The following is a 19698-nucleotide window of genomic DNA, read 5'->3' as shown; positions in this document are numbered from 1 at the left end:
TCAGTCGTCGTCATGGCGGTCGTCGCGGTCATCGTCGTCGTCATCATCATCGTCGACGGGACCAGGGGTGACGACCGGGACACCCGAGGGATCCGTGCTCGAGGAGGATCCCGGAGATCCGGGCGAGGAGGGCGAGACTGACTCCGAGGGCAGCACGACGGGCTCGCGCGGCGGCGGGTCGTTGTCGGAGGCTCCGGCGAAGGAGCCGGCGAGGTAGACGCCGACCGCCACCAGGACGACCAGGGGGAGGACGAGTTTCAGGGTGCGGGACATGACCCTCCGATAGTGCCTGACCACCTGTCCGATGTGGGGGTCCATGAGAGACCTCTCATCGATACAGTGATCCGGGTCACCACTTGCACCTGGAGGTAACGCCCGTGTTCGTCCCGTTCAGCGTCAACGACTTCATCGACCGTGCCGCATCCGTCTACGGCGAGCGGGTGGGCATCATCGACGAGCCCGACCAGCCGGCGGCCTCCCTCGGGGAGGTGACGTACGCCGAGATGAAGTCGCTCGCGAAGCGGATGGCGGCGAGGCTCGACGAGCTCGGCATCGGGGTGGGGGAACGGGTCGCGATCGTCTCCCACAACTCGGCGCGACTGCTGACCGCGTTCTACGGCGTCTCCGGCTACGGCCGCATCTTGGTGCCCGTCAACTTCCGCCTCCGCCCCGACGAGGTCTCCTACATCGTGGAGCAGTCCGGTGCCTCGGTGCTCTGGGTCGACCCCGAGGTCGACGAGGCGCTGAAGGACGTGACCGCGAAGCATCGGTTCGTGCTCGGAGACGACGCCAACCTCTACGCCGCGGAGGGTGTCGAGCCCAAGGCTTGGGAGCCGGACGAGAACGCGACCGCGGCGATCAACTACACCTCCGGCACCACTGCCCGGCCCAAGGGCGTCCAGATCACCCACCGCAACATCTGGACCAACGCGCTGACCTTCGCGCTGCACGCGGGCTGCAACGACCGCGACGTCTACCTGCACACGCTGCCGATGTTCCACGCCAACGGCTGGGGGATGCCGTTCGCGGCGACCGGGCTCGGCATCAAGCACATCGTGCTGCGCAAGGTCGACGGGATGGAGATCCTGCGCCGCGTACGCGACCACGGAGTCACCTACATGTGCGCCGCCCCCGCGGTGGCGGCCGCCGTGCTCGACGCGCTCCCGCAGTGGCAGGCCACCGAGGGCGAGATCCCCGGACGGGACAGGGTCCGGATCATCATGGCCGGTGCGCCGCCGCCCACGAAGACGGTCGTCCGCGTCCAGGAGGAGCTCGGCTGGGAGTTCATCCAGATCTACGGCCTCACCGAGACCTCCCCGCTGCTGACCATCAACCGCACCCGCGCCGAGTGGGACGATCTCGACCCGATGGAGCGCGCCGCGAAGCTGACCCGCGCCGGCGCGCCCGCGATCGGGGTGAGCCTCGACATCTCGCCCGACAAGGAGGTCCTGGCCCGCTCCAACGTCGTGCTCGAGGGCTACTGGGAGAAGCCGGAGGAGACCGAGAAGGCGCTGGCCGACGGCTGGTTCCACACCGGCGACGGCGGCAGCCTCGGCGACGACGGCTACCTCACCATCTCCGACCGCATCAAGGACGTCATCATCACCGGCGGCGAGAACGTCTCGAGCGCGGAGGTGGAGGACGTGCTCTTCCTGCACCCTTCTGTCGCCGAGGTCGCCGTCATCGGCATCCCCAGCGAGAAGTGGGGTGAGACCATCCTGGCCCTCGTCGTCCTCGCCGAGGGCGCGGAAGCGACCCAGGAGGAGCTGATCGCCTGGAGCAAGGAACGAGCCGCGGGCTACAAGGCGCCGACGGTCGTCGAGTTCCGCGACTCCCTGGCGCGTACGGCCACCGGCAAGCTGCAGAAGTTCAAGCTCCGCGAGCCCTACTGGGGCGACCGCGAGCGCAAGGTCAACTAGAGGATCTGGGGGGTCGCTCAGGCCGTCGCCCTGGGGCGACGTCGGGCGGCCCGACGGATCACCGAGCCCGGCTTCGAGGCCAGGAGCGGGTCGAAGTCGTCGGTGATCGGGGTCAGGTCGGCCTCGTCCACGAAGACCGCGCCGTCGCGTACCTCGGTAACGAGGTCGCGACCGAGCACGGCACCGGCGGTGCCCATGCCGCCCCAGATCGTGGCGTTGATGCCGAACATGTGCTCGGTGCTGCCGCCGGTGAGGAACAGCCCGGGGATGTGGGTGGTGACCCGCGGCCGGAAGGGGCCGAGGTTCTTGATCAGCGGCGCGATGCCGTAGCAGGAGCCGTCGCTGGTCGACGTGAAGCGCTCCTGGGTGATCGGCGTGGAGGCCTCGCAGAAGACCATCCGCTCGCGGATGTCCGGGATCATCAGCTCGGCGGTGTCGAGCACCCGCTGGGTGAGCTGCTCCTTGAGCTGGAGGTAGCGCTCGTCACGGCCGTACGACGCTCCGTCGGCGGGGTCCTCGGAGACGTTCCAGAACTCGCGATCCTTCGGCGCCCAGCTGACCAGCTCGAGCGTGGAGTACCCCGCCGGCGCCGAGTGCGTACCCTCGGGGTCCTTGGCGGTGGGGCAGCTGATCCCGACGGGCATCTGCTCGGGACAGCGGCCCGCCTCGACCTCGCGGTAGTAGCCGTCGACGTCGTTGGTGGGCCACACCCACGCCAACGGCGGTGTGCCGCGTTCGCGCAGGTCGACGTCGAGGGCGACGTAGACCGCGAACATCGGCAGCGTCATCTCGAGGTCCTTGAGCCGGCGCCGCAGGCGGCGGGTCAGGTGCTCGTCGCCGACCAGGTCGGCCCAGGTCTTCTTGAAGTCCGCGGCGGAGACGACGACCTCGGCGCGGATCTCCTCGCCGTCGGCCAGGCGTACGCCGACCGCCCGTCCGTCCTCGATGAGGATCCTCTCGACGCGGGCCTTGGTGCGCACCCGGCCACCGTGCGTGCTGATCACGTCGGTGAGGTGGGCGCCGATGACCTGCCCGCCGCCGCGCGGGTAGTAGGCGCCGGCCTGGAGGTAGTGGTGGAGGAAGCCGGCGTGCATGGCGGTGGGCGTGCGGTAGGGCGGCCAGGTGTAGTCGCCGTTCTCTGCGAGGATCACGGCCTGCGCGTCGGCGCTCAGTCCGCAGGCGTCCATCAGCTTCGTGATCGGCCGGATACCCCAGCGCAGCAGGTGGTAGAAGTGCAGCCGCGGCTGCTCCCCGGCGGAGATGATCCGCATGATCCGTACGCAGCGGCGCAGCCCGGCCTCCTCGCTGGGGAAGGCCGCGATGAGCCGGTCGAGGTACGTGTCCCAGCCGGTCGGCGTCTGGAAGGTGGTGCCAGGGATCATCACCTGGCAGTGGCCCTCGGGTCGCTGGCGCAGCCACTTGATCCGCTCGGTCAGCGCGAGGCCGGACAGCGCGGTCTGCATCCGGCCGCCGGGGCCGCACTCGCCGACGTAGTGGGTGCCGACGTCGAACTCGAACTTGTTGCCTGCGCGACGGAAGACCTGGGTGCTGCCGCCGACGACCTGGTTGGCCTCGAGCACCAGGACCCGCTTGCCGTTGGCTGCGAGGTAGGCCCCGCAGGTGAGGCCGCCCGGCCCGGCGCCCACCACCACAGCGTCCCAGGTGTCGACGTAGACCTCGTGGCCCGGAGTGGGGGGTGTCGCAGTCTGCGTCATCACCGGTCGCTTTCGGAGCAGTTATTTGGAGTCGGACTCCAGTTAACTCGTTTCGACCCGTTCCGCCAAGACCCGCTGTCCGTCAGGCCGGAGGCGGAGCCTGGATCAGACCCTCGAGCAAGACCAGGCCGGCTTCGATCACGGCCAGCTCGACGCGCTCGGGCTCCAGCGCCAATGCGTCCCGGCGCAATGCCAGCGCGGCCACCCCGTTCCAGGATCCGAAGAGGAAGTAGGACAACAGCTCCGGATCCACCTTCCGGATCGCGCCGGAGTCCACCGCATCGCGGATGCTCTGCTCGAACTCGCCCCGCAGCTCGCTGAACCGCTCGACGACCTGGTCCTCCACCGCCGACCGGGGGCCTCGTTCGCCGGTGACCATCAGGTACTTCACAACCGTCGGGTGCTCCAGCAGCAGCTTCAGGTAGGCCGACCCGACGCCGGCGAAGCGCTCGAGCGGTGTCGTCCGCGCCGCGTAGGCCGAGCGGAGGGTCTCGGTGGCCACCGTCAGCACTCGCTCGGTGACGGCTGCCATCAGCCCGTCCTTGGTGCCGAAGTGCACATAGACCGAGGCCGGAGAGATCCCCGCCAGGGCGGCGACGTCATCGACCCGGATCTCCTCAGGGGCGTGCCGCGACAACAACTGCTCGGCGGCGTCGATCACCCGGGCGCGGGTTCGCTCCCGTCGACGCGTCCCGCGGGCCGCGGCGTCGCCGGCCGGATCCTTCGGCTTCTGGGCGTCGTTCACCCGATCAGGGTAGGGCGCAGGCCGCGTGGCCACCCGGGTGTGGGTGTCACGCGAGCCTGGGACAGTAGCGCCGACTCGGCGGGGATCGTCTGGACGAGTTACTCGGTCGGGGGCTCGGGCGGAGCGCCGCCCTCGCCGCCGCCACCGGGCGCGCCGCCCATCGAGGCCTCGGTGGTGGTGTCGACGGCGACGGCGAGCGAGCCCTGGTAGCCGGCGCTCGGGCTGCCGGTGAACGTGCCCATCTCGAGGTCGTAGCCGTCGCTGAAGACGTTGTCGTTCTCGAGGCTTACCTTGGTCAGGTTCTCGGCCGAGCCCTCGTAGGCGTCGTCCTGGTAGACCTTGTTCAGCATCTTCTCCGGGAAGGCGACCTGCGAGGTCGCGATAGCGTTCTCGCCGGTCGTGGCGGAGTCGGCGTCGGGGTAGACCTCGAAGTGCATGTGCGTCCAGCGGCCGTCGTAGCAGCCCGGGACGATCGTCTTGAAGGTCACCTGGCCGTTCGCGTCGGCGACCTGGACACCGCGGAGGTACGTCTCGTCCTCGACACCCTCGGAGTACATCGAGTAGAGGCCCTGCGCGTCGCACTGCCACAGGTAGACCGCGACTCCCTCGAAGGGCACGTTGTCGTTGGCCATGTCGGTCACCGTGAAGGTGAACTCGAGCGGCACACCGTCGACCGTGGTGCCGCCGTCGAGGCTGGAGGTGATGTCGCTGCGTACGATCCCGGACTCGGTCAGCACGTTGGTGCCGTTGGTCCCGTCGGCCGGGTAGGGGCCGTTGGTCTCCTGCGGGATCTCGCCGTCGGCGGTCGTGGAGGTGTTGGCGGCGGAGCCGCCCGTGGAGGTGCTGGAGGAGCCGGACGAGCTCGCCCCGCAGGCGGCCAGGGCGGCCGCCCCGACACCGACCCCGACGAGCCCGAGGACCCGGCGGCGGGTCAGCAGCGTCGAGATGTCGAAGCCGACACCCTGGTCGACCACCTCCTCCTCGGGGCGGGCCAGCAGGCGGCCCTCATAGGCGGGGCCTTCAGAGGTGTTCTCGGGTTCGGGTACGCGGCTCATTCGGTTCTCCTTGACGTCTGTCTGATGCGTTGACCTGACTCTGACGTCCGGATCCGTGAGGACCTCCTGCCCCGGCTGTGGGGTCCCTGTGAAAGCCGCGGAGGATCAGCCGAGGCTCGGACGCGGGGCGGACTGGAGCTGGTCCGCCTGCTCCTTGGACAGCTTCGAGGCGTAGCCGCAGTAGGTGCAGTCCATCCGGCGCGACTTGCTGACGGGGAAGAGCGGGATGAAGAAGAGCGTGAACTTGTTGACGACCTCGAACAGGCGCTGGGCTGCCTGCTGGCGGCAGTGGGGGCAGACCAGCGAGAGCGTGGCCAGCAGTCGCGTGTAGGTCTTGAGCCCGAAGATGATCATGCCGACGAGTCTTGCACGCGCTCAGCGCCGATGGACCTCGCGACCGTCGACGTAGGTGTTCGTCACCCGGGTCCGGCCGAGCACGGTCGTGTCCTCGCCGAGGATGTCGTGGTCGACGACGACCAGGTCGGCCGCGTACCCGGTCTCGATCCGGCCCGTGGACCCCTCGAGACGGTTCAGGTAGGCGGTGCCGGTGGTGTAGCCGGCGAGGGCCTCGGCGACCGTCAGCGCCTCCTCGGGCAGCAGCGGGACGGCGTCGGCGGGCTGGTCGGGGGAGCGGCGGTTGACGGCGACGTGCATGCCGAGCAGCGGCGCCGGGTCGGAGACGGGCCAGTCGCTGCCGCACGCGATCCGGGCACCCGTACGCAGCAGCGACCCGAACACGTACTGCTGCTTGCGCGCGGCCGGTGCCAGGAACGGCAGGGTCAGCACCTCCACCGCCTCGTCCCGGCACGCCCACAGCGGCTGGATGTTGGCGGTGACCTCGAGCTCGGCGAACCGCGGGACGTCGGCCGCGTCGACGACCTGGACGTGGGCCAGATGGTGGCGCAGACCGCTGGCCCCGTTGAGCGCCCGCGCGTGCTCGATCGCGTCCAGGCTGTCGCGGACCGCGCGGTCCCCGAGCGCGTGGATGTGCGCCTGGAACCCGTTGGCGTCCAGCGCCGCGACGTACGTCGCCAGTGCCTCGGCCGGGATGAAGGAGAGCCCACGGTTGTCGGTGAGATGGCCGTGGGAGTCGAGGTAGGGGTCGAGCATGGCGGCCGTGTGCGTCTCGCAGACGCCGTCCTGCATCAGCTTCACGCTGGCCGCGTCCAGCCCGGCCTGAGCCGCAAGGGCGCGGCGCGAGATCAGCTCGGGCAGCTGCTCCAGGCCGCGGTCGCGGTCCCACCACTGGGCGAGGACGACCTTCGCGGTGAGCGCTCCGGAGTCGCGCGCCGCGAGGTAGGTCGGCAGCGAGTCCGGCATGCCGAGGCCGGCGCCGACCAGCGCGTCCTGCCAGCCGACGATGCCGACGGAGTGGAGGTGACGCTGTGCGGTGAGCAGCGCCTCGGTCAGGTCGCGTGGGGTCGGGGCGGGGACCAGCGAGCCGACCAGCGCCATCGCACCCTCGTGCAGCGCACCGGTGGGCCGGCCGGCGGAGTCGCGCTCGATGCGCCCGTCGGCGGGATCGGGCGTGCTGGCATCGATGCCGGCGAGCTCGAGCGCGCGGCTGTTCACCCAGGCGGAGTGGTGGTCGCGGTTGGGCAGGAAGACCGGCCGGTCGGGAAGGAGCCGGTCGAGGGGCTCGGCGCTCGGCACCCCGCCCGGGAAGGAGTCCATCGACCAGCCACCGCCGGTGACCCACGCACGCCCCGGGTCGGCCGCGGCGTAGGACCCGATGGCGTCCAGGTAGCCCTCGAGGGTCGAGAGACCGGTCAGGTCGCACTGGTTCATCTCCAGCCCGGCCTGGATCGGGTGCACGTGGGAGTCGTGGAAGGCGGGCAGGACCCACCGGCCGTCGAGCTCCTCGACCACCGTCTCAGGGCCGGCCAGAGCGTCGAGCTCATCGCCGATGGCCACGATCCGCCCGTCCCGGACGGCGAGAGCCGTATCCTCCCAGCGGCCCTCGCGCAGCACGCGACCACCGCGCAGCAGCAGGTCCGCCGGGAGGGCGTCACCGCCCATCAGTTGACGGCCATGGTGTCGGTGACCGAGGAGCCCGAGCGCTTGAGCACGAGCGCCACCAGGCCGAGGACCAGGAGCGTGAGGACCAGCAGGATCGTGGAGACCGCGGCGATCTCGGGCTTGAGACCGGAGCGGACCGAGGAGAGCACGTAGACCGGCCATGAGGTCGTGCCGGAGACGTTGATGAACGAGGAGATCACCGTGTTGTCGAGGCTCAGCGTGAAGGCCAGCAGCCCACCAGCGAGCACCGCCGGCCCGACGAGCGGGATCGTGACCTTGAAGAACGTCGCCACCGGCCGCGCATAGAGGTCCGCCGAGGCCTCCTCCAGCGACGCGTCCAGACCGACCAGGCGGGCCCGGACGATGTAGGTGACGACCGCTGTCGCGAAGAGCGAGTGGCCGACCACGAGGCGTACGTAGCCGTTGTTGAACGGCAGCAGCGACCAGTCCTGCCCGAGCGTCACGAACCAGGGGAGCAGCGCGATGCCGTCGACGATCTCGGGCGTCACCGAGACCAGCAGCAACAGCAGCGTGAACGGGCCTGCCCAGCGGCCCGGGAACCGAGCCATCGCCATCCCGGCCAGGGTGCCGAGCACGCTCGCCAGGAGGGCGGCGACCACGGCGGTCTGCAGCGAGACGGCGACGGTGTGGCGTACGGTCGGGCGCTCGATGATCGCGGTGAACGGCTCCAGGCTGAAGCCGTCCCAGGCCGTGAGCAGTCGGCCGCCGTTGAAGGAGTAGATGCCGATCACGATGATCGGGGCGAACAGGAAGAGGAAGACGAGCGTGGTCCACGCGCCGAGCGCGAGATTGGTGCCGGAGGGTCTGCTCATGCCGTCACCACCTCCTTGGTGTGCAGCCTCGTGTCCGGAGGCGGGACGGTTCCGATGACCAGCTTGCTGCGCCTGTGCAGGAGCCATCCCACGGCCCACATCAGCGTGATGGCCAGGACGACGATGAGCATGGTGAGCAGGATGAGGACGACCGCCATGGCCGAGCCCAGCGCCCAGTTCTGCGCGGTCAGGAACTGGCTGGCGATCAGGGAGCCGACCATCGTGCCCTTCGCGCCGCCGAGGACCGCCGGGGTGACGTAGTCGCCCATCATCGGGATGAAGACCAGGACGATGCCGGCGATGATCCCGGGCCGCGCCAACGGCAGGGTGACCTGGAAGAACGTCCGAATCCGGTCGGCGCCGAGATCCTTGGACGCCTCACCGAGGGCGCTGTCGACGCGGTCGAAGGCGACGTACATCGGCAGGATCATCAGCGGCAGATAGTTGTAGATCAGCCCGAGCAGCACCGCGCCGCGGGTGTTGAGCAGGTCGTGCGGGTCCGCGACCAGGCCGACGTCGGTCAGGAACCCGGCCAGGGCGCCCTCCGACGACAGGATCACCTTCCAGCCGATCGTCCGGATCAGGAACGAGGTCCAGTAGGGGACCATCACCAGGGCGACCAGCAGCCCGCGGCGGTGTGCGGGGACCTTCACCGCCATGAAGTACGCCGCCGGCAGCGCGATCAGCAGACAGGCGACGGTGCCGAGCACGCTCATCCACAGCGTCGCCCGGAAGATCGTGAAGAAGGTCGGGCTGAACGCCTCGGCGTAGCGGTCCAGCGACATCACCGCGTTGCTGTGGGTGCCGAACATCCCGGGCTTCTCCCCGAAGCTGAACCAGGCGATCTGCAGGAACGGCACCACGAAGAAGACCGTCAGCCACAGCCACGCGGGGACGGCGAGGACGAAACCGGGGAGATGCTTACGCACTGGCGGCGGCCTTCAGCTTGTCGTAGACCTCCGTACGCCGGTCCTGAGCCTCGTTGACGGCGCCGTTCTTCATGGTGGCGAGCTGCTCGTCGGTGAAGAAGATCATCTCGGGCAGCTCGACACCGCGCTCGGCGGCCATCTCCTCGATGCCCAGCGCGCCGGTGTTGTAGCCGATGTAGTCCATCTCCAGGAACGAGTTCTCCGGCTCAAGCACGTAGTCGAGGAACGCGTGCGCGGCCTCGGGGTGGGGCGCACCGGCCGCGATGCACCAGTTGTCCATCCACAGCTCGGTCGTCGGGCCGGGCAGGACCCACTTCCAGCGGTCGGGCTGCTTGTGCTCGAGGATCCCGAGGCGGGAGTCGCCGTTCCAGTTCTGCATCAGCGCGAAGGTGTTCTGCTGCATCGCGCCGGTGGCCGGGTAGGAGTCGAAGCCGGCGATGTGCGGTGCCCACTTCTCGACCGCCTCGGCCTCGTAGGCGTCGTAGTCGGCCATGTCCTCGGTGTTCCAGTCGATGTCGTTGGCCCAGAAGTAGAGGCCCGCGACACCCTGCGGGTCGTCGAGCAGCGAGGTCTTGCCCGAGGCCTCGTTCTGCATCGCGTCGATGAAGTCGTCCCACGTCGCCAGATCGCGCTTGATCACGGTGGTGTCGTAGACGAACCCGGTGGTGCCCCAGCACTTGCACACCGAGTACTCGTTCTCCGGGTCCCAGTCCTGGCCGAGGAACTGCGGGTCCACCTTGGCCATGTTGGGGATCAGGTCCTTGTTGAGCGGGACGATGATCTCGTTCTCGATCAGCTGCGGGATGTAGACCCCGGTCGGCACGACGATGTCGTAGCCGCTGGTGCCCTCGGCCGCGACCAGCTTCGAGATCAGCTCCTCGTTGGAGCCGTAGGAGTCGAGGGTCACCTTCGGGCCGGTCTTGCTGAAGGCGTCGATCACCTCGGGGGCGTCGTAGTCGCCCCAGGTGTAGATCGACAGCGACTTCTCCACCGGCCCGCCGGTCGCGCCGCCGCCGGGCTCGACCGCGCTGGACGCCCCGCCACCGCCGTCCGAGCCACAGGCGCTCAGCGCGACGCCGGCACCGGCGAGAGCGGCCAGGCTCAGGAAGTGGCGCCGCGAGAGCTCTTGGCGGATCGCTCGCGCGCCGGCATGGCTGGCCAGGATGCGTACGTTGCCACTCTTGTTGACAGGCTTGTTCACTGTGGGCTCCTAGCGGTGGACGGGTCGAGCGGAGTGTCGAGGGGGAAGAGACGTACGTCCTCGGCGGCCCAGCCGCAGAGGACCGGGTCGCCGGGGGAGAGCCGGGCGGCGCCGTGGGTGGGGCGGCGGATCAGCAGGCTGAGCCCATCGGTGACCTTGACGAGGTACTGGATCACCTCGCCGAGGGGGGAGACCTGGAGGACCTCGCCGGAGACGGAGTTGAGGCCCGCCGTCACCGTCCCGGACTCGGCCCGGGGCTCGATCGAGATCATCTCGGGCCGGATCGCCGCCTGGTGGGCCTCGCCGGGCTTCCCGTCGGGCTTCGCGGGACCCTCGATCACCACGAAGGGGGTCTCGACGGTGGTGCCGTCGGCGCTGACCTCGCCGCGCAGGAAGTTCTGCTGCCCGACGAAGCCGGCGACGTACGCGCTGGCGGGCTGGTTGTAGACGGTCTCGGCGTCGGCGAGCTGCTCGATCCGCCCGGCGCGCATGATCGCGATCCGGTCGCTCATCGCGAGCGCCTCGTGCTGGTCGTGGGTGACGAAGACGAAGGTGATCCCGAGGCGGGACTGGAGGAGCTTGAGCTCGAGCTGCATCTCCTCGCGCAGTTGGCGGTCCAGGGCGCCCAGCGGCTCGTCGAGGAGGAGGACGCCAGGGCGGTTGACCAGCGCCCGGGCGAGTGCCACCCGCTGCTGCTGGCCGCCGGAGAGCTGGGCCGGTCCGCGGTCGGCGAAGTCGAGCATGCGCACCATCCGCAGCGCCTCGACGACCCGCTCGCGGACCTCCGCCCTGGGTGTCTTGCGCTGCTGCAGGCCGTAGGCGACGTTCTCCGCGACGGACTTGTGCGGAAACAGCGCGTACGCCTGGAAGACCGTGTTCACGTCGCGCTGGTAGGGCGCGAGCCTGACCACGTCCTTGCCGCCGATGATGATGCTGCCGGAGTCGGGCTTCTCGAACCCGGCGATCATGCGTAGCGTCGTGGTCTTGCCGCAGCCCGAAGGGCCGAGCAGCGAGATGAACTCGCCGGCCCGGATCTCCAGGTCCAGGCCGTCGACCGCCGTGGCCTGGCCATAGGTCTTGGTCAGGCCGGTGATGGTTACCGAGCCGGAGGGTTGGTCCGGGGTAGCTGTCGTGGTCATCGCTGCTCCAGTCGATTGTTCACTTAGCGCTGCATTCCACCACAGGATCCGGGGAAAAGTACGGAATCAGTTGTAAAAGAACGGTTACGAACTTGATTTCGTGTACGTCGCCGCCGCTGAGTGCGGCCCCGGTCTCGGGATCTAGGGTTTACCCCATGCCGACCCCGCCCACTCTGTCCACCGTCACCTCGTTGCTGGACGACTGGTACCCGCCCGCGACCGCCGACGAATGGGATGCTGTCGGGCTGGTCTGGGGAGAGCCCTCGCAGCCCGTCTCGAAGGTGCTCCTCGCCGTCGACCCGACCCTGCCGGTCGCCGAGGAGGCGGCCGCGTGGGGTGCGGACCTGGTCGTGGTCCATCATCCGCTGTTCCTGAAGGGTGTGCACGGCTTCGCCGCGACGACCCCCAAAGGGCGTACGCTCTCGACGCTGGTCTCCGCGCGGTGCGCGCTGCTCACCGCGCACACCAACGCCGACCAGGCCCTCGGCGGCGTCTCGGAGTCGCTGGCGCTGGCGCTCGGGCTGAGCTCGCTGCGGCCGCTGGTGCCGGGGCTCACCGACGATGTCGGGACGGGCCGGGCCGGGACCGTGGAACCGACCACGCTCGGTGACTTCGCCGAGTCCGTGGCGGCGGCGCTGCCCGCGACCGCGGCCGGGATCCGGGTCGCCGGCGACCTCGATCGGCCGGTCTCCTCGGTGGCGTTGTGCGGCGGCGCGGGCGACTTCCTGCTCGACCAGGTGGCTGCGTACGACGTCTATGTGACCAGCGATCTGCGCCACCATCCGGCCTCGGAGTTCCTCGAGAAAGGTGGTGCGCTGATCGACATCCCGCACTGGGCGGCGGAGTGGACCTGGCTGCCTGTCCTGGCGAGGCGACTGAACGAGGCTTTGGGAGATACGGTGGAGACTCGGGTCAGCCAGATCGTCACCGACCCGTGGACGCTGCGTCTGTAAGAAAATCGTGTGTGAACAACTGAGGAGAATCCGCTGAAAGCCGACCCGTTCGCCCAGGTGAAGCTGCTCGACGTGTGTGAGCTGGACTCGCGTGCGCTCCAGCTGCGCCACCGCCGTGCGCATCTGCCGCAGACCGCCGTCGTGGCGGAGCTGCAGGCATCGAAGAAGACCACCGACGATGCCGTACGCGACGCCCGGATCACGCGCGACGACCTCGAGCGGGTGCAGAAGAAGGCCGACGCCGATGTCGAGGCGGTCAAGACCCGCCGCCGGCGCGACCAGGAGCGGATGGACTCCGGGGCGATCAGCAGCGCCAAGGACCTCGAGCGCATGCAGCACGAGCTGGCCACCCTCGACCGCCGGATCTCGGTGCTCGAGGACGAGGAGCTCGAGGTCATGGAGCAGCTCGAGGAGGCTCAGGCGAGCGTGACCCGGCTCGAGGCCGAGCTCGCCGAGATCAACGAGAAGCTCGCGGTCGCCGTCGACTCCGTCGACGTCGAGACCTCGAAGATCGACGGCGAGCTCGCCGCGGTCGCCGAGGAGCGGGCGCCCGCGCTCGAGGGCATCCCCGATGACCTGCTCGCCCTCTACTCGCGGCTGAGCGAGAAGATGGGTGTCGGTGCCGCCGAGCTGCGTGCCCGCCGCTGCGGTGGCTGCAACCTCCAGCTCGACCCCGCCGAGATCTCCCGCATCCGCGGCCTCGCCGCCGACGAGGTCGTCCGCTGCGAGGAGTGCTCCCGCATCCTGGTCCGCACCGCTGAGTCGGGGCTGTGAGCGAGAAGACCGCGCGGGGCTGGGGAGCCGGCGCGGCCGCGACGACGCTGGTTCTCGTACGCCACGGGGTCACCAAGCACACCGCCGCCAAGGCGTTCTCCGGGGGCCTCGGCGGTGACAACCCGCCGCTGACCCAGGAGGGTCGCGAGCAGGTGATGCTCACCTCGGAGTGGCTCAAGCCGCTCGCGTCCTCGGTCTCGACCGTCGTGACCTCGCCGGTCCTGCGCACCGTCGAGACCGGTGAGCTCGTCGCCGGTGCGCTCGGCGCCCGGCTGGTCGAGGAGCCCGCCTTCGCCGAGATCGAGTTCGGGGAGTGGGAGGGGCTCACCTTCGGTGAGGTCGCCCAACGGTTCCCCGACGACATGAAGGCGTGGATGGGGGCCACCGAGGTCGCGCCCCCGGGCGGTGAGTCCTTCGACTCCGCTCAGGCCCGCGTGCTCGACGGCCTCTCGCGGGTCCTCGAGGCCCACGCCGGCGAGACCGTCGTGGTCACCTCGCACGTCTCGCCGATCAAGCTGATCGTCGCCCACGCCCTGGGCGCCCCGATCGGCGGAGTCTTCAGCATGGAGCTCTCACCCGCCTCCGTCACCGTCGTCTCCTTCTTCGCCGACGACCGCGCCTCCATGCGCCTCTTCAACGGCCTCCCCGTCTCCCGCGACCCCTTCGCCTCTGGCCTCTTCTGACGCGGCGGGTGACCGTGTTGGTCTCGACACGCTCGCTGGCGCTCGCGGCTCGACCGACGAAGAAACCGCTGGTCGAGCCGCCGGAGCCGCTAGGCGGAGGCGTGTCGAGACCAACACAGTCCTTATGGCGACCGTTTGCCACGACGGCGAGCGAGGTCGTGCAGCCGGTCGAGGTCCCCGACTATCAGGGCCTCGCGCTTGGCCCGGCTCCAGCCTTGGACCTGTTTCTCACGTCGGTAGGCATCGACCATCGTCTGATGTTCTTCGGCGTACGCAAGGGCGACCGGTAGACGCCGAACCGTGAACTCGGCGCCGAGGCCAGCGTTGTGCTCGGCGATGCGTTTCTCCAGGTCGAAGGTGCTTCCGACGTAGAGCATGTGATCGCGGCAGCGGAGAATGTACATGTAAGGCATGTCCCGATTCTGGGCGCGACCACCGACAGTTTCGCGGAGACGACTGTGTTGGTCTCGACACGCTCGCTGGCGCTCGCGGCTCGACCAGCGGGGCGACCGTTGGTCGAGCCGCCGGAGCCGCTAGGCGGAGGCGTGTCGAGACCAACACAGTCGCTATCGCAACCGCTTGCCGCGACAGCGAGCGAGGTCACGGCCGACTCGGCGCGGGGTCAGATCTCGGCGACGATGATGTCGAGCTGGGTGCCGGTCTTGGTGGCGGGGGCGGTCTCGACGGTCCAGCCGAGGTCGCGGAAGGCGTCGGCGAGCTTGGCGGGGGTGCGGGGGTTGGCGCCGGACTCCAGGAGGGCTCGGACGAGGCGGCCCTTGGTGGCCTTGTTGAAGTGGCTGACGACCTTGCGCTGGCCGTTGTGCTCGTGGAGGACGCGGACGGTGGCGGTGCGGGCGGCGACCTCGTCGGGGCGCCAGAAGGCGGCGTACGTCCCGGACCGGAGGTCCACGAGCAGGCCGTCGCCGAGGGCCTCGGCGATGCCGGCGCCGAGGTGGGCGCGCCAGTGGGCCTGGACGCCGCCGATGCCGGGGAGGGTGGTGTCGCCCGAAAGACGGTACGCAGGGATGCGGTCGGCGAGGCCGACGAGGCCGAACACGGAGCTGGTCACCATGACCCGGCTGGTCGCGCGGCGCTTGGCGGCCGGGGACAGGGTCGCGGGGGAGAGGGCGTCGTAGAGGACGCCGGTGTAGATCCGGTCGGCGCGCGCAGTGGGGGCATCGCTCAGCCCGGCGTTCAGGGTGACGAGCTCAGGCTGGGTCTTCGGGATGCCGAGGATGTCGACGGCCTCGTCCGGGCGCGTGGTGCAGAGCTCGACGAGCGCGTCGATGACCTTGGCGCGGGCCGGGTTGAGCCCCGGGAGGCGGAGGTCGTCGAGCGCGAGCGGGTTGCCGCGTACGGCCGCGGTCTTGCCCTCCGAGGGCGGCAGCAGGATCAGCACGGGACTATCGTGCCGCCCGGGACCAGGATGGCCGAATCGAGGATTGGGTATCTTTCAAAGCGCCCGTGACCTGGGGGAACGCGCGAGCTTACGTTCCAGTCATGATCGTTCTGGCCGCCGAGTCCACCGCCGGGCCCAACCTCGGCGGCTTCTTGGTCGTGATCATCATCGTCGGGCTGTTCTGGCTGATCCAGGACGTCTCGAAGAAGGCCCGGGCGCGCTCGGAGCACCTCCGGGCGAGACGGTCCCTGACCTCCTCCCAGCGCCGGGCCGTGGCCAAGATCAACCGGTCGGCGAAGGCGTACAACGGGTCCACGAAGCGTCTGTGGGACCAGTTCGGCGCCTTCAAGGGCAACCCGAAGGCGTTCGGCAAGGATGCCGCCGCGCTGCACAGGAAGTACAAGGACTCGAAGAAGAAGTAGCCACTACAGTTCTGGCCATGGGCTCCGCACGCATCATCCGGGTCGCCAGTGCCGACAACGGTGTCGCCGCCACCACGCTCCGTGACGGGATCGCCGCGCTCCAGGCCGAGCTGGGGGTGACTGCCGAGTTCCCGCCTGAGGTCGAGGAAGCGGCGGCCGCCGCCGCGGCCAACCCCAGACTCCCGGAGCTGGACCGTACCGACCTGCCGTTCGTGACGATCGATCCCGAGACGTCGATGGACCTCGACCAGGCGCTCCACCTGGAGCGCGACGGGGACGCCTACGTGGTGCACTACGCGATCGCCGACGTGGCCGCCTTCGTGGCGCCTGGCGACCCGGTCGACCTGGAGGCCAACAAGCGCGGCGAGACGCTCTACGCCGCTGATGCGAAGATCCCGCTCCACCCCAAGGTGCTCTCCGAGGACGCCGCCTCGCTGCTCCCGGACCAGGTACGTCCCGCCTTGCTGTGGACCCACAAGCTCGATGCGACCGGCGAGGGGACCGACACTTTCGTCGAGCGCGCGCTGGTCAGGTCGCGGGCCAAGCTCTCCTATGAGGGCGTGCAGAAGATGTTCGACGGTGACGGGTTCGGCGACACCGACTACGCCCAGTCGCTCCAGCTGCTGAAGGAGATCGGCGAGAAGCGGATCGCTCTCGAGGCGGCCCGCGGCGGGGTCAACCTGCCGCTGCGCGACCAGGAGATCTCGGTCCAGGGTGATCAGTGGTCGCTGGAGTACCGCGACCTGCTCCCCGTCGAGGACTGGAACGCCCAGATCTCGCTGCTCACCGGCTTCGGGGCGGCAGACCTGATGGTCTACGCCCGCATCGGGCTCCTCAGGACCCTCCCCGAACCCGACCCCCGAGACGTCCAGCGGCTGCACCGCACCGCTCGGGCACTCGGGCTGGAGTGGCCCGCGGAGATGCTCTACCCCGACTTCATCCGCTCGCTCGACGGCAAGAACGGCAAGCACGCCGCGATGGCGATCGCGTGCACCCGGCTGCTGCGCGGGAGCGGGTACGCCTCGTTCAACGGCGAGCTGCCCGCGCTGACCGAGCACTCGGCGCTGGCGAACGAGTACATGCACGTGACGGCGCCGCTGCGCCGGCTGATCGACCGCTACGCCGGCGAGGTCTGCCTGGCGCTCTGCGCGGACCAGCCGGTCCCGGACTGGGTGACTGCTGCGTTCACCACCCTCCCGGAGACGATGCGTGCCTCCTCGCGCAACAGCGGTGCCTACGAGCGCGGCGTCGTCGACCTCGTCGAGGCCGGGGTGCTGTCCAAGCGGGTCGGAGAGACCTTCACCGCGGTGGTGGTCGAGATCGACGACGAGGACAAGCAGAAGGGCTCGATCACCGTCGAGGAGCCTGCCATCGAGGCCCGGGTCACCGGCGCGACGGCCCTCCCGCTCGGCGAGGAGGTCGAGGTGCGGCTGGAGACGGCCGACGTCGTCGCCCGGAAGGTCAGCTTCACGCTCGACTGACCTCCCGGACGTACGTCGGTCGAAGATCAGGAGATCAGCTCGTCGAGGCGGTTGTAGACCTCGGCGGAGCCCTCGATCACCCGGCTGTGCTCGCCCTCGATGGAGACGGGCACGTCACCCTGGACGGTGATACGCCGCACCTCGCGCGGCAGCTCGTCGAAGTCGGCGACGGCGTAGTGCTGGGTGGCGCGGTTGTCCCAGATCGCGACGTCGCCCTGCTGCCAGTGCCACCTGACGGTGTTCTCCAGGGCGGTGACCCTGTCTTGGAGGAGGTTGAAGAGGATCGCGCTCTCCTTCTGGTTCAGGCCGGTGAAGTGCTTGACGAAGTGGCCCAGGACGAGCGCGCGCTCGCCGGTCTCGGGGTGGATCCGGACCGCGGGGTGCTCGGTCCGGTAGAGCGTCGAGACGAACTCCTCGCGCCTGCGCGCCGCCACGTCGTCGGTGGACGCAGGCGTGTCGGGGCGTACGTAGTCGTAGTCGTTGGAGTGGACCGCCCACAGGTTGTCGACCAGCGCCTTGAGCTGGGGGTGGAGCCGCTCGTAGGCGGTGACGGTGTTGGCCCAGACGGTGTTGCCGCCGTACTCGGGGATCTCCGCCCCGCGCAGGATCGAGAACGCCGGAGGCCGGTCGACGAAGGTGACGTCGGTGTGCCAGGAGTTGGCGGCCATGCCGCGGTTGGCCTTCAGGGTCAGGACGCGGGCGCTGCCGGTGTTCACGGTCGGATGGGCGGTCGTCAGCGGCCCCAGGCGCTCGCCGAACGCGATCTGCGCGCGGTCGCCTAGATGGTCCTGGCCGCGGAAGAAGACGACCTTGTTCTCCAGGATCGCGGACCGGATCTCGGCGATCGTCTCGGCGGGGAGGTCGCCGGAGAGGGCGACACCGTCGATGCGGGCGCCGATCCGGCCACCGACCTTGTGGACGGTCAGCTCGTTGACGGGGGATGCTTCGGTGATGGTCATGCGTGGTCTCCTCTGACAGCGTCGGCTTGATCTGAATAAAGTCTAGTGAAATACATGACTTAAGACCACGGGAGTCTCACGAGACGTTTGGGCACTCCGCACAATGATGCGAATGGGAGTCGGTGGATATCGTGCGCTCATGACGCACGCAACACCCGAGACCGTGTTCACCTATGGCTCCCCGCAGCTCAAGTTCGGCACCGGCGCATCGGCCGAGATCGGCTACGACCTGGCGTCGCTGGGCGCCCGGCGCGCCCTTGTGGTGACCGATCCCGGCATCTCCGCGACCGGGCTGCCGCAGCGCGTGGCCGAGCAGATGAAGGCGTACGACGTCACTGCCGTCGTCTTCGACGGCGTCCACGTCGAGCCGACCGACGAGAGCATGCGCGAGGCGGTCGAGTTCGCCCGCGAGCACGGGCCGTTCGACGCGATCGTGGCGGTCGGGGGCGGGTCGAGCATCGACACCGCGAAGGCGGTCAACCTGCTGACCACCAACGACGGCGACCTGATGGACTACCTCAACGCGCCGGTGGGTCGCGGACTCGCGCCGGCCAACCCGCTGCTGCCGCTGGTCGCGGTGCCGACCACCACCGGGACCGGCGCGGAGTCGACGACCGTGTGCGTGCTCGACGTGCTCTCGCTCAAGGTGAAGACCGGGATCTCGCACGCGCGCCTGCGTCCGACGCTGGCCGTCGTCGACCCCGACCTGATGATGACCCAGCCCGCCGGGGTGACCGCCGCGTCCGGGATGGACATCCTGTGCCACGCGCTGGAGAGTTACACGGCCCGTCCCTACACGTCCTACGATCGCAAGGAGCCGGCCCAGCGGGTGCCCTACTGCGGTGCCAACCCGATCTCCGACATGTGGTCGGAGAAGGGGCTGTCGCTGCTGGCGGGCTCGTTCCGGCAGGCGGTCGCGCACGGCGACGACACCCTCGCGCGCGGTGACATGGCGTTCGCGGCGACCTTCGCGGGTCTGGGCTTCGGGAACGCCGGCGTACACATCCCGCACGCCTGCGCCTACCCGATCGCCGGACGGGTGCGCGACTTCCACCCCAAGGACTACCCCGGCGAAGAGGCGCTGGTGCCGCACGGGATGGCCGTCTCGCTGACCGCTCCGGAGGCCTTCCGCTACACCTTCGACGCCGCTCCCGAGCGGCACCTGCGTGCGGCCCGACTGCTGGCGCCCGGCTTCGACGAGTCGAAGGAGGAGCCGCGTGACGTACTGCCCCGGGTGCTCAGCGACCTGATGCGGGACATCGGGATCCCGGCCGGGATCGGCGAGGTCGGCTACGTCGCCGGCGACATCCCCGACCTGGTCGAGGGTGCGCTCAAGCAGCAGCGGCTGCTCGCCACCGCGCCGAAGCAGCCGTCGGCGGAGGACCTGACCGGGATCTTCGAGAGGTCCGTCACGCTCTGGTGAGGAATGCCGGGCGGGACTACGACGTTCGGTTGGTTGTCTTCTTCAACCA

Annotated in this window: 20 protein-coding genes; 7 read left to right on the top strand and 13 right to left on the bottom strand. The window is 69.5% G+C overall.

The genetic code is table 11. The annotated features are described in order from the left end of the window. Nucleotides 1-273 (bottom strand): hypothetical protein, encoded by a 273-nt coding sequence (locus ABZY89_RS15820; RefSeq protein WP_355228627.1) that lies wholly within the window; start codon nucleotides 271-273, stop codon nucleotides 1-3. Between the two features lie 104 nt (nucleotides 274-377). Between ABZY89_RS15820 and ABZY89_RS15815 the strand changes: the two genes are divergently transcribed. Continuing rightward, nucleotides 378-1919 carry an AMP-binding protein gene (locus ABZY89_RS15815; protein WP_355228625.1) on the top strand — a complete coding sequence of 514 codons (1542 nt, stop codon included), beginning with the start codon at nucleotides 378-380 and terminating at the stop codon, nucleotides 1917-1919. A gap of 17 nt (nucleotides 1920-1936) precedes the next feature. Here ABZY89_RS15815 and ABZY89_RS15810 read toward each other — a convergent pair whose 3' ends face one another. From ABZY89_RS15810 to ABZY89_RS15770, 9 genes are all read right to left on the bottom strand, one after another. Then, a complete protein-coding gene (locus ABZY89_RS15810; RefSeq protein WP_355228623.1) occupies nucleotides 1937-3634 on the bottom strand; it encodes an NAD(P)/FAD-dependent oxidoreductase in 1698 nt (565 codons plus the stop codon). Between the two features lie 82 nt (nucleotides 3635-3716). Continuing rightward, complete coding sequence (locus ABZY89_RS15805) at nucleotides 3717-4379, bottom strand: TetR/AcrR family transcriptional regulator (RefSeq protein ID WP_355228621.1); 663 nt, start codon at nucleotides 4377-4379, stop codon at nucleotides 3717-3719. Nucleotides 4380-4477: 98 nt separating this feature from the next. Next, on the bottom strand, nucleotides 4478-5434 hold the full coding sequence (locus ABZY89_RS15800) for an intradiol ring-cleavage dioxygenase (RefSeq protein ID WP_355228620.1): 957 nt from the start codon (nucleotides 5432-5434) through the stop codon (nucleotides 4478-4480). A gap of 105 nt (nucleotides 5435-5539) precedes the next feature. Further along, on the bottom strand, nucleotides 5540-5788 hold the full coding sequence (locus ABZY89_RS15795) for a zinc-ribbon domain-containing protein (RefSeq protein ID WP_355228619.1): 249 nt from the start codon (nucleotides 5786-5788) through the stop codon (nucleotides 5540-5542). 21 nt (nucleotides 5789-5809) lie between these two features. Continuing rightward, complete coding sequence (locus ABZY89_RS15790; protein WP_355228617.1) at nucleotides 5810-7453, bottom strand: amidohydrolase; 1644 nt, start codon at nucleotides 7451-7453, stop codon at nucleotides 5810-5812. Next, on the bottom strand, nucleotides 7453-8286 hold the full coding sequence (locus tag ABZY89_RS15785) for an ABC transporter permease (protein WP_355228615.1): 834 nt from the start codon (nucleotides 8284-8286) through the stop codon (nucleotides 7453-7455). Before ABZY89_RS15785 ends, ABZY89_RS15790 begins: the two co-directional genes overlap by 1 nt. After that, nucleotides 8283-9215, bottom strand: coding sequence for an ABC transporter permease (locus ABZY89_RS15780; RefSeq protein WP_355228613.1), 933 nt, complete (start codon nucleotides 9213-9215; stop codon nucleotides 8283-8285). Before ABZY89_RS15780 ends, ABZY89_RS15785 begins: the two co-directional genes overlap by 4 nt. Beyond that, nucleotides 9208-10416, bottom strand: coding sequence for a spermidine/putrescine ABC transporter substrate-binding protein (locus ABZY89_RS15775; protein ID WP_355228611.1), 1209 nt, complete (start codon nucleotides 10414-10416; stop codon nucleotides 9208-9210). Before ABZY89_RS15775 ends, ABZY89_RS15780 begins: the two co-directional genes overlap by 8 nt. Continuing rightward, a complete protein-coding gene (locus ABZY89_RS15770) occupies nucleotides 10413-11555 on the bottom strand; it encodes an ABC transporter ATP-binding protein (RefSeq protein ID WP_355228609.1) in 1143 nt (380 codons plus the stop codon). Before ABZY89_RS15770 ends, ABZY89_RS15775 begins: the two co-directional genes overlap by 4 nt. Before the next feature lie 155 nt (nucleotides 11556-11710). On the opposite strand from ABZY89_RS15770, the gene ABZY89_RS15765 reads away from it, so the two are divergent. The 3 genes from ABZY89_RS15765 to ABZY89_RS15755 are packed head-to-tail and all read left to right on the top strand — an operon-like array spanning nucleotide 11711 to nucleotide 13965. Beyond that, nucleotides 11711-12508, top strand: coding sequence for a Nif3-like dinuclear metal center hexameric protein (locus tag ABZY89_RS15765; RefSeq protein WP_355228607.1), 798 nt, complete (start codon nucleotides 11711-11713; stop codon nucleotides 12506-12508). A 57-nt stretch (nucleotides 12509-12565) separates the two neighbouring features. Then, nucleotides 12566-13282 carry a C4-type zinc ribbon domain-containing protein gene (locus ABZY89_RS15760; protein WP_355228605.1) on the top strand — a complete coding sequence of 239 codons (717 nt, stop codon included), beginning with the start codon at nucleotides 12566-12568 and terminating at the stop codon, nucleotides 13280-13282. Continuing rightward, entirely contained in the window at nucleotides 13279-13965 is a 687-nt protein-coding gene (locus ABZY89_RS15755) for a histidine phosphatase family protein (RefSeq protein WP_355228603.1), read from the top strand. Before ABZY89_RS15760 ends, ABZY89_RS15755 begins: the two co-directional genes overlap by 4 nt. A gap of 122 nt (nucleotides 13966-14087) precedes the next feature. Here ABZY89_RS15755 and ABZY89_RS15750 read toward each other — a convergent pair whose 3' ends face one another. Next, nucleotides 14088-14378 carry a GIY-YIG nuclease family protein gene (locus ABZY89_RS15750; RefSeq protein ID WP_355228601.1) on the bottom strand — a complete coding sequence of 97 codons (291 nt, stop codon included), beginning with the start codon at nucleotides 14376-14378 and terminating at the stop codon, nucleotides 14088-14090. 209 nt (nucleotides 14379-14587) lie between these two features. Further along, complete coding sequence (gene yaaA / locus ABZY89_RS15745; protein ID WP_355228599.1) at nucleotides 14588-15364, bottom strand: peroxide stress protein YaaA; 777 nt, start codon at nucleotides 15362-15364, stop codon at nucleotides 14588-14590. 101 nt (nucleotides 15365-15465) lie between these two features. On the opposite strand from yaaA, the gene ABZY89_RS15740 reads away from it, so the two are divergent. Together ABZY89_RS15740 and ABZY89_RS15735 are read left to right on the top strand one after the other, a co-directional pair. After that, entirely contained in the window at nucleotides 15466-15786 is a 321-nt protein-coding gene (locus ABZY89_RS15740; protein WP_355228597.1) for a hypothetical protein, read from the top strand. A 17-nt stretch (nucleotides 15787-15803) separates the two neighbouring features. After that, nucleotides 15804-17267 (top strand): RNB domain-containing ribonuclease, encoded by a 1464-nt coding sequence (locus ABZY89_RS15735; RefSeq protein WP_355228595.1) that lies wholly within the window; start codon nucleotides 15804-15806, stop codon nucleotides 17265-17267. Nucleotides 17268-17293: 26 nt separating this feature from the next. Here the strand turns inward: ABZY89_RS15735 and ABZY89_RS15730 are convergent, their stop codons facing one another. Further along, entirely contained in the window at nucleotides 17294-18226 is a 933-nt protein-coding gene (locus ABZY89_RS15730) for a TauD/TfdA family dioxygenase (RefSeq protein ID WP_355228593.1), read from the bottom strand. A 139-nt stretch (nucleotides 18227-18365) separates the two neighbouring features. On the opposite strand from ABZY89_RS15730, the gene ABZY89_RS15725 reads away from it, so the two are divergent. Continuing rightward, nucleotides 18366-19649 carry a hydroxyacid-oxoacid transhydrogenase gene (locus tag ABZY89_RS15725; RefSeq protein ID WP_355228591.1) on the top strand — a complete coding sequence of 428 codons (1284 nt, stop codon included), beginning with the start codon at nucleotides 18366-18368 and terminating at the stop codon, nucleotides 19647-19649. The last annotated feature ends 49 nt before the right edge of the window (nucleotides 19650-19698 follow it).

The organism is Nocardioides sp. NPDC006303 (assembly GCF_040613175.1).
GTDB lineage: Bacteria > Actinomycetota > Actinomycetes > Propionibacteriales > Nocardioidaceae > Nocardioides.
The sequence above is the reverse complement of the archived record's forward strand: the minus strand, read 5'-3'. Positions and strand labels throughout refer to the sequence as shown.

Coding starts and splice junctions, on each gene's coding strand:
- ABZY89_RS15740 (WP_355228597.1), top strand. CDS start 15,466: ATGATCGTTCTGGCCGCCGAGTCCACCGCCGGGCCCAACCTCGGCGGC.
- ABZY89_RS15800 (WP_355228620.1), bottom strand. CDS start 5,434: ATGAGCCGCGTACCCGAACCCGAGAACACCTCTGAAGGCCCCGCCTAT.
- ABZY89_RS15765 (WP_355228607.1), top strand. CDS start 11,711: ATGCCGACCCCGCCCACTCTGTCCACCGTCACCTCGTTGCTGGACGAC.
- ABZY89_RS15770 (WP_355228609.1), bottom strand. CDS start 11,555: ATGACCACGACAGCTACCCCGGACCAACCCTCCGGCTCGGTAACCATC.
- ABZY89_RS15795 (WP_355228619.1), bottom strand. CDS start 5,788: ATGATCATCTTCGGGCTCAAGACCTACACGCGACTGCTGGCCACGCTC.
- ABZY89_RS15785 (WP_355228615.1), bottom strand. CDS start 8,286: ATGAGCAGACCCTCCGGCACCAATCTCGCGCTCGGCGCGTGGACCACG.
- ABZY89_RS15730 (WP_355228593.1), bottom strand. CDS start 18,226: ATGACCATCACCGAAGCATCCCCCGTCAACGAGCTGACCGTCCACAAG.
- ABZY89_RS15810 (WP_355228623.1), bottom strand. CDS start 3,634: ATGACGCAGACTGCGACACCCCCCACTCCGGGCCACGAGGTCTACGTC.
- ABZY89_RS15750 (WP_355228601.1), bottom strand. CDS start 14,378: ATGCCTTACATGTACATTCTCCGCTGCCGCGATCACATGCTCTACGTC.
- ABZY89_RS15725 (WP_355228591.1), top strand. CDS start 18,366: ATGACGCACGCAACACCCGAGACCGTGTTCACCTATGGCTCCCCGCAG.
- ABZY89_RS15735 (WP_355228595.1), top strand. CDS start 15,804: ATGGGCTCCGCACGCATCATCCGGGTCGCCAGTGCCGACAACGGTGTC.
- ABZY89_RS15820 (WP_355228627.1), bottom strand. CDS start 273: ATGTCCCGCACCCTGAAACTCGTCCTCCCCCTGGTCGTCCTGGTGGCG.
- ABZY89_RS15790 (WP_355228617.1), bottom strand. CDS start 7,453: ATGGGCGGTGACGCCCTCCCGGCGGACCTGCTGCTGCGCGGTGGTCGC.